Here is a 14124-nt window from a genome sequence, read left to right as displayed (position 1 = left end):
TCCCAGCTTGGAAACGCGAGGCCTCACCTTCGTGCCTGCCTGCTCCCAGGCTTTTCCCAGGAAGAGAAGTTGTCGCCTTTTGCCGCGGGAAGCGTTGTTCCCACCTGAGGGAACGCGGGTTCCGCGCAAGGTGCCCGCGCGTCCCGCCTGCTCGCTCTTGGGGGAGGTGGGTCCGTCGCGGCGGAGGCGACCTGACAGGTCCTGCGCGTGGCACATCCGGTGAAAAAGGCCCGTCCGACGCGAGCCATACAGGCTTGAGACGATGCAAGGCGGGACAAGCAAATGAAGGCGTTGAGCGGTTGGATGGGGGCGGCTTGTGCCGCCGCGGTGGGGCTGGCTGGTGTGGCGGAAGCCCATGATTTGACGTGCTCGAAGCTGGTGAACGGGCAGTCCTCCGTGGAGGCGACGTCGTACCCCTTCACGGCGAACTTCAGCTACCAGGTCAACAACGTCCACCCGCTGCTGCCGTCCGTCCTGCTGTCCGCCGCGGATCCGCTGCTGGCGCTGGAGGGCTTCTCCTTCAGCCCGCCGCCGCCGGTGGTGATTCCGGTGGGCCAGTCGGTGACGTCCAACTTCGCGGTGACGTTCAACAGCTACGACGACTGCCGCACGCTGGCGCTGCTCGACGGGCTGGAGGACAACAACATCGACAACGTGTTCACCGCGGGGTTCGACCTGGGCTCCTCGCTGTGCACCGCGCGCGTCACCTGCGTGCAGCCGCCGCCGACCGTGTGCACCAGCGCGACGCGCACGCTGGGCTTCTACAAGAACCACATCCCCGCGGTGCAGCAGTGCCTGGCGGGTGGCCCCATTCCGCTGGGCGGCATCGGCGTCGCCGCCTCGCTGCCGGGCTCGGAGGGGCTCCTCTGGGGTGACCCGGACAGGTATCCCATCACCGGCCTGCCGCGCAGTGAGCTGGACCGCGTCCGCTTCCTGGCCGCGCGGCAGATGCTGGTGGCCACCTGCAACCAGCGCCTGTTTGGCGGAATCACCACGCCGCCCAACCTGCTCGAGCTCGTGCTGACGGCGCTGGGCACCGTCAACTGCACCACGCTCAACAACCTCGCCACGCAGTTGGACACGTACAACAACTCGTGTGAGTCGGCGCCGTTCCCCGGTGGTTTCGACCCGGGGCCCGCGACGCCCGCGGCTGCCCAGGCGCTCGCCGTCGACTTCACCATTCCCACGGGCCTCAGCTGCCTGCCGTGAGCCCCGTCACATCCCCTTTCCAGACATCGATTCACTGAAAGCTTTCGAGGAGCCACGTCATGAAGAAGTTCCTGCTGTCCACCCTGGGGGCCTCGGCCCTCGCGCTCGCCGCCTGCAGCGGTGAAGACCCCGCTCCGCTCCCCGGTGACGAAGACCCGGGCGTGGAGACGCCCGTCCCCGGGGATGAGGGCCCCGCTCCCACTCCCGGCGGTGAAGGCCCCGGACCGACCCCTCCTGGCGGCGAGGGCCCGGGTCCCACGACGCCCGGCGGTCAGGGCCCTGGGACGCCCTCCACGCAGAGCTTCGAGCTGCGAATGCGGGCCGAGGGCGTGGCGGACTACACCTCGATGAAGGTGCCCGTCTCCGACGTGCTCATCACCGCCGAGGGCAAGCCCGTGCCCGTGCAGGTGATGTCCAACATGCTGGAGCTGGCGACGCCGGGACACTCTCCGCTGGCCGCGCGCTTCACCGTGCCGCCCGGTGTGGAGAAGGTCCAAATCACCGTGCACTTCAACGCGCTGGGTGACTTCGCCCGCAATGGCGCGCAGGCGTCGGAGCTGGATGCGCGGGTGGCACCCGTGACGTTCGAGGCGCGCGTGAGGGACTTGTCCGTGCGTGGCCGCGCGGTGCTCGTGCTGGACATGGCGCGCTCGATGATGGCGACGCAGAAGTCCAACTCGATGCTGATGCTGCCCAACGGCACGGTGAAGTACTAGCCGCGTCGGGCACGTGCGGAGGGCGTCGTCACGGCGCCCTCCGGTGAAGTCTCGCGGCGAGCCTCGCGTGAAGGCCCGCCGCGCTTCGTTCTACGGCTCGCCGCCAGCGCGTACGTCCTCGGGCTGCGTGCCCTGGCCTTCCTTGCCCTGCCAGAAGCGGCGCGGGTGGTCATCACCGCGGGTGCCATTGGAGAGCTTGTCCACCCACGGGTAGCGCTTGGCCTCCTCGGCGGTGTAGCCCAGGTTGAAGACGGTGGGGCTCTTGGGCTTCTCACCGGCCTTCGAATAGAAGGTCCCGAAGAGGCGGTCCCAGAAGTAGTTGGTGATGCCGTAGTTGCCCTGCTCGTTGTGGTAGTGGTGAGACAGGTGCAGGCGCTTGATTTCCTTCAGGAAGCCCAGCTTCGGCGTGTAGTTCAGGTGCTGGATGCAGTGGCAGAACTCATAGAAGCACGTAATCACCATCGCCCAGCCCAGCGCCGCCGCCGCTCCCGACCTGCCGCCAATCAGATAGCCGATGGGCGCAATCACTCCGCCCACCGTCGGCAGCACGTTGGCCAGCGCGCCGAAGAGCACGCGCAAGTCATTGGGGTCCTGGTGGTGGTCGAAGTGGATGCGCTTCCACGTCGCCGCGGTGAAGGGCGTCTTGTAGAGGAAGCGGCTGTGCAGGATGTTCTTGTGCACCAGGTACCAGCCGAACGGGAACACCACGCTCGCGGCCAGCATGGCCAGCAGCATGCGCCCCGGGTTCTCGAACCACTTCACCGCGTAGACGAAGCTGACGATGCCCACGGCGATGTAGGCCACGACGGCGTAGTACGTGAAGAACGAATAGACGAGGTCACCCAGCGTCATCCGGTCCAGGTTGTGCTTCCGGTGCTTCAGAAACGAAAAGGGTTGGCTGACCGCCACGGTATCCCTCGCGATTGGACGCTGACCGCCCATGCGGCGTCGTTGTGAGTAGCAGGGGCCCGGCACCCTTGCGCCACAATCATCAGGCCCGCTTTTACGTTTTTCTGCGGTGCAAGAGAAGCTCCGCTGCTCGCCTGCCCGCCGACTGGACGCCTGCCCTCCTACCTGGGTGGGGGCCGAGTCGGAATGCGGACTTCCCCGAGGGACACCCACGGCCCACTTTCGACGAGGGGATCAGCGCGTGGAGGCTCCCATGGCGGAAAAGGCAGGGGAAAACAAGTCGCGAGGGAGCAGGGCCCGGGGGCAAGTCGCGGTGGCGACACGAAACGTGGAGACGGAGGACCGAGGCACCCTCGCCCTACGTCGGACCACCTCGGAGTACCGTGCGGCGGCGGAAGAGCAGGCGGCGCGGGTGCGTGAGGAAATCGAGGCGGCGCTCATCATCGCCCGGGACACGCGGGAGGCCATCGAGCGGAGAATCGCCGACGAGCTGCACGCGCCTCCCGGCAGCTTCAGGGCCCGGGCCCAGCCCAAGGCCCCTCGGCGCAAGGCCGCCGCCCGGAAGAAGAAGGCGAGTGCCTGAAGAAGCGTGGGGGCGCCTCAGCTCCGCAGGCGCGTGGCCTCGGGCGTGGTGGGGCGCGGGGTGTCCTCGTGTGAATCCACGGGGGCGGGGGGGAGGGCGGACTCCTCGCCCATGCCCTTGAGCCGGCGCGCCAGCTGCGCGGCCTGCTCGCCCTTGGCACCCAGCTCATGGCCCTGCGCGCCGATGAAGGACACGCGGGCGCGCTCCAGCAGCGCCACCTGCGCGTGGAGCTGGGCGACCAGCCGCTCGCGCTTGCGGCTCAGCGCATCCAGGTGGTTGAGCTCCTCGCCCAGGGAGGACGCGGCCAGCTCCAGCTGACGGCGCGCCACGGTGTCCTGGATGGCGGCGGCGCGCGCGCGCAGCTCCTTCACCTGCGCGTCCACGTCATGGGCGACGACGGAGTCCAGCTGCGCGGTGAGCGCCGAGTGAGCCTCCGCGAGCGAGAAGCTCTCCGAGGCCATCTTCTCAATCACGCCCACCAGCTCCTGCCGTCCGGTGCTCGCGGGCATGCGCAGCACCGCCGCCTTGCACTGCTGGTACAGCCCGAGCGCGCGCGCGGCCAGCTCCTGGGCCTCGCCCTTGAGCGTGTCGCCGAGCGCCAGGCCCCGGGCCTCCACCGTGTCGGTGTGCAGCACCAGGTGCGAGGGCAGCGTGCCGATGCTCCAGAACAGGGCCACACAGGCGAAGCCCACCACCAGGGACACCAGGCTCATGTCGCCCAGGAAGCGGGCGTCCAGCACCTGCTGCACGTACAGGCCCACCGGGGCGAGGATGCCGGCGGCGGCGGCGCTCGCCGCGACGGCGGTGGAGGTGCCCGCGCTCTCGCGGCCGTTGCCCAGCCAGGTCACCAGCGCCGCGGCGATGCAGGCGGCCAGGCTCTGGGGCAGCGGGTGGGGCGCGGAGAAGAGGAAGGGGAAGACGGGCAGCACGGCGAGCGCCGCGCGCAGGCCCCACCCGTAGCCCTTCAGGGGCTTCGCGGCGGCGAGCGCGGCGGCCACCACCGCGAAGTAGCCCGGCTCCAGCGTCAGCCGGACGATGGGCGAGAAGGGCTCCCAGACGCGCAACGCGAGCGCCGCGAAGATGCCCATGCAGGCTCCTCCCCCCAGCGCGCGAAAGGTGCGGGATTCGAACTCCTCGCGGTGGAGGAACTGCAGGGAGAGGGCCATGGGCTGCACACCGTCCTGACTAATAGGCGTTGTTCTCGCCGAAGTTCTTCATCGTCTTCTTGTAGAGGTTCAGCGACTCGCGGCGAACGTCACCGTCATTCGACGCCCGCCCATAGGCTGCCTCTGTCTGGTCCAGCTCCGCAAGCTCCCCCGACAGCGCGGCGGGGGACGAGCCGAAAAGCTTCCGGGCGTTGCCCAGCAGACCCACGGCGCCCTTGCGGTTGCCGCGCTTCATCTCCTCCACGGCGGCGCGCATCTGCTGGGTTCCCAACGCTCGCACCGCGTGCACGCGCACGTCCCGGTCCAGGTGGGCGCGCACCAGGGCGGCGTCCTCGGTGACCTGGGCCTTGAGGGGCAGGGTGGTCTCCGCCATCCCGTCCCTGGCCACGTCCAGGTAGCGCACGGTGGCGTCGAGCAGGGGCAGGGGCTCGGTGGTGGCGCTCGCGCGCAGCGTCAGCTTCACGACGACGCGGACGGACTGCTCTCCGGCCAGGTCGTACAGCGGCACCTTGACGACGGCGCCCTCGCGGGTGGAGGGCAGGCCCATGACCTCCACGTCGCGGACGGAGGGGGGCAGGGTGAGCCGCAGCTCCACGCGGCGGGCGACGGTGCTGGTGGCCTGGTCCAGCTCGCGGGAGAAGACCTCCGCCAGCCGGGAGGAGTCATTGAGGAAGCCGGAGAAGCCGCCGCCCTGCTCGGCCATGCCGCGCATGAGGGAGGCCTGGAAGTCCTCGCCCACGCCGAGCGCGCTCACGGTGATGCCCTCGTCGCGCAGGCGGCGGGTGAGCTGGAAGAGCTCCGGCTCCGTCACCAGGCCCGCCGTCGGCTGGCCATCGCTCAGGAGGATGGCGCGGCTGACGCGGAACTGGGAGAGGTGGCCGCGCAGCGCGGAGGCCGCCTCGGTGAGTCCGCCGCTGATGTTGGTGGAGCCGTCATCCTGGATGCGGTCGATGGAGGCGAGCAGCTCCTCGCGGACCTCGGGGGTGACCAGGCGGCTGGGGATGACCTTCACGTCGGTGCCGTAGTGGATCAACGCGAGCCGATCCTCGGGCGTCAGGCGGTTCACCAGCTCGGTGGCGGCGCGCTTGGCGTCCGCGAGCTTCTGGCCGGACATGGAGCCGGAGCGGTCCACGACGAGGGCCATGTTCACGGGGACGCGGCGCTGGGCCTCCACGGGGCGGGCCTTGAGCTCCATCCACGCGAAGGCCTCGCTGTCGCCCGTCTGGACATAGGAGCCGGACAGCTTGCCGGTGAGCGTGAGGGCCCCGTCGGAGGGCTGCGCGACGAGCAGCGGCAGCACGGCGGTGGCGGGCTGCTCGTCCGGCTGGGCCACGGTGTGGCTGGTGTCGGTGACGGGAGGAGGCGGCGGCGGGGAGGGCTTGCCCAGCGAGAGCGCGCCCAGGGCGAGCAATCCAGCGGCGGACAGCAGCAGCAGGGTGCGGTTCATGTGTGGCCTCGGGGTGTGAGGGCTGAAGTGGGTGGCACAGTCGCCCGTTCGAGCCTCGGCTCGCATCGGTCACTGGGAGGAGGGTCCCCCCGATGACCGATGGAGCGATGTCAGGCGTTGCGTGGGTGGAGGAAAACCCAGACGTCTGTCCATGCCCCAGGTTTGGTGTCCAGTACCCGGTGGCCGGTGGCTGGGGTGAACCCCTGGGGACGCCGTGGATCCACCGATTCGCTCCCAGGAGTCGAGAAACGACGCAACTCCCACCCGGGGGCCTCGATAATCGGGAATGACCACGATTGGAAAGCCTGGTTCGCGCCCCGCCCTCACCGTGAAGCCCGAGCCGAAGCCGGAGCCGGTGAAGCAGACCGCCCAGGCCCAGCGCCCGGACGCGGTGAAGACGGCCGTCGCGCAGCGGATGAAGGACGGTTTCGACGCGGCCCCTCGTACGGGCTCGGCGTCCCGTCCGGTGCTCTCCGAGATTCGGGGTGAGGGCGCGCCGGTGGGGCCTGGCAGCGCGGCGGGCAAGTCCAAGCAGCCTGTCGCGGCCACGGGCCCGCAGGTGAGCACCAACGCCAACGGTCAGACGGTGGTGGACCTGGGCACGGGGAACAACACCGCGACGGTGTCGCAGGGCCAGGACGGCTCGCTGACCGTCACGTCGGGCAAGGACTCGGTGACGCTGACGCCGGAGCAGGCCAAGGGCGCCATCATCCAGGGCGGCGACGGGAACGACACGATTACGCTGGACGCGAGCGTCACCCAGGACGTCACGGTGGACGGCGGCGCGGGCAACGACAAGCTGACGGGCGGCAAGGGCAACGACACGCTCATCGGCGGCGCGGGCAACGACGCGGTGCTGGGCGGCGCGGGCAACGACGCGGTGTCGGGTGACGACGGCGACGACTACGTCGAGGGTGGCGCGGGCAACGACCTGGTGAACGGTGGCGCGGGTCGCGACGTGCTCTACGGCCTGGACGGCGATGACCTGGTGAACGGTGGCGAGGGCCGCGACTACATCGACGCGGGCGCGGGCAATGACACCGCAGCCGGCGGCGCGGGTGACGACCAGGTCATCGGTGGCCGGGGCGACGACTCGCTGACGGGTGGCGAGGGCAACGACGCGGTGGCCGGTGGCGAGGGCAAGGACACCGTCAGCGGCAACGGCGGGACGGACAAGCTCTACGTCGAGGAGGGCGAGGAGAGCGCCGACTCGGCCGGGGACACGCGGACGATTGTCGACATGACGGACGCGGACAAGCGCGGCAGCTCCGTGTCGGTGAAGGGCACTCCGGAGTTCCAGGCGCGCGTGCAGTCGGACCTGGACGCGATGCGCTCGCTGCCGTCGGGCCAGGACCTGCTGCGCTCGCTGGATGCCAGCGGCAAGACGACGACCATCTCGGAGACGAGCGGCGGAAACACGGCGTCCGGCACCGCCTTCAACGACGGCTTCTTCAACAAGGACGGCACGCCGGGCAAGGGCACGGACGCGACGGTGAACTACAACACCTCGCGCATCTCCCTGGGCGCCGACGAGTGGATGAACCGGCCTCCGATTGTCGGCCTGTTCCACGAGCTGGTGCACGCGTCCGACATGAACAACGGCACGCTGGCGAACGGCTCGAAGGACGGCACGCGCAACCTGGAGACGTCCGCGGTGGGCCTGCCCATCGACCTGGACCAGAACCCGGCCACGCCGGACGTGGTGCAGGGCGGCCGCCCCGGTGAGAACGTCCTCCGCGACGAGCTGAACCTGCCGACCCGGCCGCACTACTAGCCGCTCGCGTGGCACGTGAGCCCGCCGGCCGTCGCTCCACCTCGGAGCTCGGCTGGCGGAGCCGAAGCGCGACCGCCTCGAAGGACGGATTCGCACGCCCTGCTCGCTGCGGCTCCTCCACGGAGTTCGCCTGGCGGAGCTGGAATGCGACCGCCTCAAAGGGTGGATTCGCAGGGCCCGTCGCACCTGGCACCCCAGAGAGGTGAGAGCAGACCCACCAGCAGGTGCTGAGTGGGGTCCGCCGCCATGGGGGCTGATGATCCGCTCCCGGCTTTCGAGAAACGACGCAACTGTCTCCGGCGTACCCCGATAATCGGGAAGGTCGGCGTTCGTCCGCCCCGGCATTGGCCGCTGGGACTGTACCGGGTGCCTCGTCCTCAGGGAGAAGTCGTCATGACCACGATTGGCAAGTCCGGTTCGCGTCCCGCCCTCACCGTGAAGCCCGAGCCGAAGCCGGAGCCGGTGAAGCAGACCGCCCAGGCCCAGCGCCCGGACGCGGTGAAGACGGCCGTCGCCCAGCGGATGAAGGATGGCTTCGAAGCGGCCCCTCGCGCGGGCTCAGCGTCCCGTCCGGCGTCTGCACAGGGCAGTGACTTCGAGGGCGCCCGGCCTCCGAGCGGCCCCGGTTCCACGGTGGGCAAGGCCGTGGCCGCCGTGGCCAACAGCATCAAGCAGGCCGCCGCGGGCACGGGCCCTCAGGTCAGCACCAACGCCAACGGTCAGACGGTGGTGGACCTGGGCGCCGGCAACAACGATGCCCGGGTGACGATGAACCGGAGCGGCGGGCTGACCATCACCTCCGGCTCCGACTCGGTGACGCTGACGCCGGAGCAGTCCAAGAACGCCATCATCCAGGGCGGCGCTGGCAACGACACCATCACCGTGGATCCGAACGTCACGGTTGACCTCACGATTGACGGTGGCGCGGGCAACGACAAGCTGTCGGGTGGCGCGGGTCACGACACGCTCACCGGTGGCGTGGGCAACGACACGCTCATCGGCGGCAATGGCAACGACTCCATCTCCGGTGACGACGGCGACGACTACATCGAGGCCGGCGCGGGCAACGACCTGGTGAACGGCGGCGCGGGTCGCGACGTCATGTACGGCCTGGACGGCGACGACCTGCTCAACGGCGGCGAGGGCCGCGACTACATCGACGCGGGCGCGGGCAACGACACCGCCACGGGCGGCGCGGGTGACGACCAGGTCATCGGTGGCCGGGGCGACGACTCGCTGACGGGTGGCGAGGGCAACGACGCGGTGGCGGGCGGCGCGGGCAAGGACACCGTCAGCGGCAACGGCGGCGACGACAAGCTCTACGTCGAGGCGGACGAGAAGACCGACGACGTCGCGGGAGATACGCGGACCATCGTCGACATGAAGGACGCGGACAAGCGCGGCAGCTCCGTGAAGGTGGAGGGCAGCCCGGAGTTCCAGGCGCGCGTGCAGTCGGACCTGGACGCGATGCGCTCGCTGCCGTCGGGGCAGTACCTGCTGCGCACGCTGGACGACAGCGGCCACTCGACGACCATCAAGGAGACGACGGGCGGCAACTCGGCGTCCGCCTCGAACAAGGACGACGCCTGGTTCAACGCGGATGGCACGCCGGGCAAGGGCACCGACGGCACGGTGAACTACAACACCTCGCGCATCTCCCTGGGCAACGAGGAGTGGATGAACCGCCCGCCTGTCGTGGCGCTGTTCCACGAGCTGGTGCACGCGTCCGACTACGCCAACGGCACGCTGGCGAACGGCGAGAAGAACGGCACCAACAACCGCGAGACGTCCGCGGTGGGCCTGCCCATCGACCTGGACCAGAACCCGGCCACGCCGGACGTGGTGCAGGGCGGCCGTCCCGGTGAGAACGTCCTCCGCGACGACCTGAACCTGCCGACCCGGCCGCGCTACTAAGCACCGTCGCGCATGAGAGCCCTGCTCCAAGCTGGCGCCTGCTGCCTGGCGCTGGTGATATTCGTGGGCTGCACGCGGGCTTCGAATCAGCCCGCGAATCCGGGAGGACGCGTGGCCCAGGCGGAAGTGGAGCTGAAGGTGGAGTCGGTGACGAGCGGGCCCGAGGGGCTCGCCGTCGCGTACGCGGTGCGCAACGCCACTTCCCAAGCGGTGCTGCTGGTGGACGGGCTGCCGGAGTGGGGTCCCACGGGCTACGTGGGCCTCGCGCCCGAGCGTGCCTATGTGGACCTCTCCGGTGACACCGCGCTGCTGCTGCGTCAGCTCGTGCCCGTGCCACAAGACACGGACGTGGAGGCCCCCGAGGTCCCCGCCTTGAGCCGCGTGGAGCCCGGCGCCACCGCGTCCCGTCGTCTGGTGGTGCCCCTGCCGCTGCGCACGTCGATGCCCTACGCCAGTGGGCCCGAGGTGACGCGCGAGCTGTCCACCGTGCGCGAGCTGCGGCTGCGCGTGGGCTATGTGCCGGAGGCGGCCGATCTGCGCCTGCATGGGACGACGGAGTCGGCGGGTCTCACGTACCGCACGGCCGAGTACGGCCAGGTGCTGACGCGCCAGCAGATACTGGACAGCGGCCCGCTGCCGCTGGACGGCGTGAAGTAGGCCGCGCTCAGGGCGCGTGTCGCAGCAGCAGGAAGGTCGGCTCGTCGTGTCCCGGCGTGGCGAAGAAGCGGAACGACTCCACGCGAGGCAGCTCGCGGAAGGCGTCTGACTTCACGGCCTGGAGCACGGCCGCGTGCGCGCATTGGAGGGTGCGCACCAGCAGCAGCTTCTTGAGCGGCTTGAACACCGCCAGCTTGCGAAGCGCTTCGTCCTCGGCCAGCTCCACCAGCGTCTCTCCGAGCGAGCCCAGCTCGAAGCCGCCAGAGGTGTCGAAGTTCGTCGCGCCGAACTTCAGCACGTTCTCCGACGCCGTCTCCTCGTAGTGGTAATCGACGAGCCCCTGGCCCCACACCACCTGCGGCACGTAGGGGCTCACGTCCCCGCCCGCCCAGAAGAGGAGCAGGGCGGACAGCGGCCGGATGCGCGCCGTGCGCACGCCGTCGCGCTCCTCCCAGGCATAGGCCTCCGGACGCAGGTAGCGAGGCTGGCGGTACATGCCGAAGCTCTTCACCAGCCCCGCCTTCATCTCGGCGACGAGCCCTTCGTCAATCGCCTCGGCCTGGGCCACCTGCTCGCTGACGAAGGCGAACCCGTCCGCCTGGCGCACCTCCTCCAGCAGTCGCGCCGCGCAGGCCGGAAGGTCCCTCAGCTCCACGTCATTCCACATGAGCCCTCACGCCTCCGCGGTGGGACGCCGCAAGCGGACCAGGTCTTCCACCACGCGCCGCACGCGTCCCTCGTCGAACGGCTTCTCCAACAGGATGTTGGGAATGCTCGCGAGGAACTCGCGCGCGCCGGTGGTGAAGGCCCCGCCCGACACGAAGACGAAGCGGCCCTCCAGCCCCGCGTGCTCGCGCCGCACGGACTCGTAGACGTCGCGGCCCGTCAGGTCCGGCATCATCACGTCGCACAGCACCGCGTCCGGCTCCAGGCCCTGCTCCAGCAACTCCAGCGCCTGTCGCCCGCTGCACGCCACCTCCACCTCGTGGCCCCGGAGGATGCGCTGCAACACGCGCCCCACCGCGGGCTCGTCGTCCACCACCAGCACCCGCCCTCGGGGCTGGCCGAGGGGCCGGGGCGTCACGTCGAGCGCCGCCGCCGCCGCGCGCGCGTCCTGCTCCATGGTGGGCAGGCTGACGCGGAAGATGGTGCCCTTGCCGGGCTCGCTCTCCACGGTGATTTCACCGCCGAGCCCGTGGATGATGCTGTGACAGATGGACAGGCCCAGGCCCGTGCCCACGCCCACCGGCTTCGTGGTGAAGAACGGGTCGAAGATGCGGTCGATGACCTCGCGCTGAATCCCCACGCCCGTGTCCTGCACCTCCACCACCACCCGCGCGCGTCCGTCCCGCCGCGTCGCCAGCCGGATTTCATGCCGGTGCGCGGAGCCCTCCGGAATCGCCTGCGCCGCGTTCACCACGAGGTTCAGGAACACCTGGCTCAGCTTCCCCTCGTTCGCCATCACCGGGGGAATGTCGCCGTAGTCCCGCCGGAGCTGCGCGCGGTGGCGAATCTCGTTCGCCGCCATCATCGCCACCGACTCCAGCACCCCGTGCACGTCCAGCGGCGACACGTTCTCCTCATCGGGCCGGGAGAACGTCTTGAGCTGACGGACAATCTGCCGCACCCGCTCCGCGCCCTCGCAGGCCTCGTGCAGCACCTCCACCCACTCGCCCAAGTCAGGCTCGCCGCGCAGCCGGGCCTGGAGCGCCGTCGCGCCGTCGCCAGGGGGCAGGTTGCGGCGGAACTCGTCCGACAGGAAGCTCAGGTTGGACAGCACGAAGGCCAGCGGGTTGTTGATTTCGTGAGCGATTCCCGCCGCCAGCGTGCCCACCGACGCCAGCCGGTCCGCCAGCGTCAGCCGCGCCTGGAGCTGCCGCTGCTCCGTCACGTCGCGGGCGATGGACACCACCGCGGGCTGTCCGTCGAAGCGCAGGGGCAGTGAGACGACCTCCGCCACGCGCGTGCGTCCATCGCGCCGCACCAGCCGCCGCTCGCCGGTGAGCGCGCCCGCCCTCACCGCCTCCGTGCCGCGCATGTCCTTCACGAACTCCGACAGCTGGCGGCCCACCAGCTGCTCCGCGCGCTCGAAGCCCAGCGTGCCCACCAGCGCCGCGTTCGCGTAGACGATGTGCCCGTCCCGCTCAATCGCCGCCGCGTCCGGCACGCCCTCCAGCAGCGCGCGGAAGCTGGCCTCGGACAGGCGCAGCGCCTCTTCGGCCTGACGTCGCTCGGTGATGTCGCGCGCCAGGCCCTCCACCGCCACCATGCGCCCCATTGCGTCCGTCACCGGCACGACGACGTGCTCCAGCCACAGCGTGCGCCCATCCGGATGCAGGTAGCGCACCGTCACCGGAGCGCCTGCCGACGCGCGCGGGGCCTCCAGCAGTCGCTCCAGCGCGTCGCGGTCCTCCGGGTGCACGCGCCGGTACCACAGGTCCGCGTCGCCGTAGTGCGCCACCGGCCCGTAGCCCAGCTTCGCGTGCGCCACCCGGCTGACGTAGACGAAGCCTCGCGGCGCCTCGCAGCGGTACAGGTACAGCACGTCGGACGCGTTCTCCGCGAGCTGGCGGAATCTCCGCTCACGCTCGCGCAGCGCGCGCTCCGACTCCCGCCGCTCCAGCGCCACGGAGATGGCGCCCGCCGCGGCGGACAACAGGTCCACCTCCAGCTTGTCCCACCGCCGCGCCTCCGAGCAGTTGTCGAAGCCCACGAAGCCCGTGAGCACGCCCTGCACGCGCAGCGGCAGGACGAGGATGGAGAGGATGCCCTGCGGCTCCAGCAGCTCGCGCTCTCCGGTGGGGAACGTCTCCACCAGTCCCTCGATGACGTCGCCGCGCGACAGCGTCTTCAGCCACCGGTCCAGGGTGGGCATCATCGGCAGGTTCTGGAGCTCCGGGTTGTCTATCTCCGCGCGCACGCCCGGCGCGCACCACTCCGCGCGCTGACTGCACAGCCGCTCACCCGACGGGTCCGGGTGCAGCTCGAAGACGTACACACGGCTGGCCCCCGAGGACTGGCCCAGCGGCTCCAGCACCGGCCCGTACAAATCTCCTCCGTCGCGCACCGCGAGCAGCCGCTGCTGCACCTCCACCAGCGCGGTGAGGTAGCGCTCGCGCCGCGCCAGCGCGCCGTCGGATGCCTTGCGCTCGGTGATGTCGTTGAGCGTCCCGGACGTGCCCAGCACCGCGCCGTCCTCGCCCAGCATCAGCCGCCCGTAGACCTCCACCCACCGGAAGCCGCCGCCGCGATTCACGTAGCGCACCTCCGTGCGCACGTACTCCAGCTCCTTCGTCACCAGCTTGCGCAACCCCTCCAGGCTGCGCCGCTGGTCCTCCGCGTAGACGAACTCCGAGAAGTGCTTGCCCAGCGAGTCCTCCACCGGGTGGCCCGTGATTTCCGACCACGCCGGATTGAGGAACGTCCACGCACCTTGTGCGTCGGTCTGGAAGACGACCTCCTTCAGGCTGTCGATGACGAGCCGATACCGGCGCTCGTGGGGAGTCCAATCAGGCCTGGCGGGCGGCGTCTGCATGTTGAGGCTCGAGGAAGTGGACGCGTCGTCCGAACGAGGAGTCCGGGCGATGTACAACTATCCAACGATTCAGGATTTCCTGCAGGACAGGCAAGGGGGCTGGCCTGACCCCCGGAAGGTTGGGATTCAGACCGCGCCCTCTCAGGTGTTGAGCGAGGGCAGGGAGTTGTCTTCCTTCGGGCGGGTCGGGATGCCACCATGCCACGAGCGGAAA

General features: G+C 70.1%; 11 protein-coding genes. 6 read left to right on the top strand and 5 right to left on the bottom strand.

Translation table 11 applies throughout. The annotated features are described in order from the left end of the window. Positions 1-282: 282 nt before the first annotated feature. Together LZ199_RS24580 and LZ199_RS24575 are read left to right on the top strand one after the other, a co-directional pair. Positions 283-1209, top strand: a complete 927-nt coding sequence (locus LZ199_RS24580; RefSeq protein WP_253996187.1) for a hypothetical protein — start codon at positions 283-285, stop codon at positions 1207-1209. Between the two features lie 59 nt (positions 1210-1268). Continuing rightward, the gene (locus tag LZ199_RS24575) at positions 1269-1925 is read left to right on the top strand and encodes a hypothetical protein (RefSeq protein WP_253996186.1); all 657 of its coding nucleotides are present in this window, start codon (positions 1269-1271) and stop codon (positions 1923-1925) included. Positions 1926-2015: 90 nt separating this feature from the next. Here LZ199_RS24575 and LZ199_RS24570 read toward each other — a convergent pair whose 3' ends face one another. Continuing rightward, positions 2016-2834 carry a sterol desaturase family protein gene (locus LZ199_RS24570; protein ID WP_253996185.1) on the bottom strand — a complete coding sequence of 273 codons (819 nt, stop codon included), beginning with the start codon at positions 2832-2834 and terminating at the stop codon, positions 2016-2018. A gap of 313 nt (positions 2835-3147) precedes the next feature. Between LZ199_RS24570 and LZ199_RS24565 the strand changes: the two genes are divergently transcribed. Next, complete coding sequence (locus LZ199_RS24565; protein ID WP_253996184.1) at positions 3148-3417, top strand: hypothetical protein; 270 nt, start codon at positions 3148-3150, stop codon at positions 3415-3417. A 17-nt stretch (positions 3418-3434) separates the two neighbouring features. Here LZ199_RS24565 and LZ199_RS24560 read toward each other — a convergent pair whose 3' ends face one another. Next, positions 3435-4583, bottom strand: coding sequence for a hypothetical protein (locus LZ199_RS24560; protein ID WP_253996183.1), 1149 nt, complete (start codon positions 4581-4583; stop codon positions 3435-3437). 19 nt (positions 4584-4602) lie between these two features. Beyond that, on the bottom strand, positions 4603-6030 hold the full coding sequence (locus tag LZ199_RS24555; protein WP_253996182.1) for a vWA domain-containing protein: 1428 nt from the start codon (positions 6028-6030) through the stop codon (positions 4603-4605). 286 nt (positions 6031-6316) lie between these two features. On the opposite strand from LZ199_RS24555, the gene LZ199_RS24550 reads away from it, so the two are divergent. The 3 genes from LZ199_RS24550 to LZ199_RS24540 all read left to right on the top strand — a co-directional run bounded on the left by LZ199_RS24550 (position 6317) and on the right by LZ199_RS24540 (position 10375). Next, a complete protein-coding gene (locus LZ199_RS24550) occupies positions 6317-7804 on the top strand; it encodes a M91 family zinc metallopeptidase (protein WP_253996181.1) in 1488 nt (495 codons plus the stop codon). Between the two features lie 393 nt (positions 7805-8197). Next, the gene (locus LZ199_RS24545; RefSeq protein WP_253996180.1) at positions 8198-9718 is read left to right on the top strand and encodes a M91 family zinc metallopeptidase; all 1521 of its coding nucleotides are present in this window, start codon (positions 8198-8200) and stop codon (positions 9716-9718) included. 12 nt (positions 9719-9730) lie between these two features. After that, on the top strand, positions 9731-10375 hold the full coding sequence (locus LZ199_RS24540) for a hypothetical protein (RefSeq protein ID WP_253996179.1): 645 nt from the start codon (positions 9731-9733) through the stop codon (positions 10373-10375). A gap of 7 nt (positions 10376-10382) precedes the next feature. On the opposite strand, the gene LZ199_RS24535 is transcribed toward LZ199_RS24540, so the two are convergent. Together LZ199_RS24535 and LZ199_RS24530 are read right to left on the bottom strand one after the other, a co-directional pair. Then, a complete protein-coding gene (locus tag LZ199_RS24535; protein WP_253996178.1) occupies positions 10383-11042 on the bottom strand; it encodes a hypothetical protein in 660 nt (219 codons plus the stop codon). Positions 11043-11048: 6 nt separating this feature from the next. After that, on the bottom strand, positions 11049-13910 hold the full coding sequence (locus LZ199_RS24530) for a PAS domain S-box protein (RefSeq protein WP_253996177.1): 2862 nt from the start codon (positions 13908-13910) through the stop codon (positions 11049-11051). Positions 13911-14124: the final 214 nt, after the last annotated feature.

The organism is Myxococcus qinghaiensis (assembly GCF_024198215.1).
Taxonomy (GTDB): Bacteria; Myxococcota; Myxococcia; order Myxococcales; family Myxococcaceae; genus Myxococcus; species Myxococcus qinghaiensis.
This window is presented reverse-complemented; position numbering and strand designations above follow the sequence as displayed.

Excerpts from the sequence above, each read along its gene's own strand:
- LZ199_RS24580 (WP_253996187.1), top strand. The coding sequence starts at position 283 with ATGAAGGCGTTGAGCGGTTGGATGGGGGCGGCTTGTGCCGCCGCGGTG.
- LZ199_RS24575 (WP_253996186.1), top strand. The coding sequence starts at position 1,269 with ATGAAGAAGTTCCTGCTGTCCACCCTGGGGGCCTCGGCCCTCGCGCTC.
- LZ199_RS24560 (WP_253996183.1), bottom strand. The coding sequence starts at position 4,583 with ATGGCCCTCTCCCTGCAGTTCCTCCACCGCGAGGAGTTCGAATCCCGC.
- LZ199_RS24555 (WP_253996182.1), bottom strand. The coding sequence starts at position 6,030 with ATGAACCGCACCCTGCTGCTGCTGTCCGCCGCTGGATTGCTCGCCCTG.
- LZ199_RS24550 (WP_253996181.1), top strand. The coding sequence starts at position 6,317 with ATGACCACGATTGGAAAGCCTGGTTCGCGCCCCGCCCTCACCGTGAAG.
- LZ199_RS24545 (WP_253996180.1), top strand. The coding sequence starts at position 8,198 with ATGACCACGATTGGCAAGTCCGGTTCGCGTCCCGCCCTCACCGTGAAG.
- LZ199_RS24540 (WP_253996179.1), top strand. The coding sequence starts at position 9,731 with ATGAGAGCCCTGCTCCAAGCTGGCGCCTGCTGCCTGGCGCTGGTGATA.
- LZ199_RS24535 (WP_253996178.1), bottom strand. The coding sequence starts at position 11,042 with ATGTGGAATGACGTGGAGCTGAGGGACCTTCCGGCCTGCGCGGCGCGA.
- LZ199_RS24530 (WP_253996177.1), bottom strand. The coding sequence starts at position 13,910 with ATGCAGACGCCGCCCGCCAGGCCTGATTGGACTCCCCACGAGCGCCGG.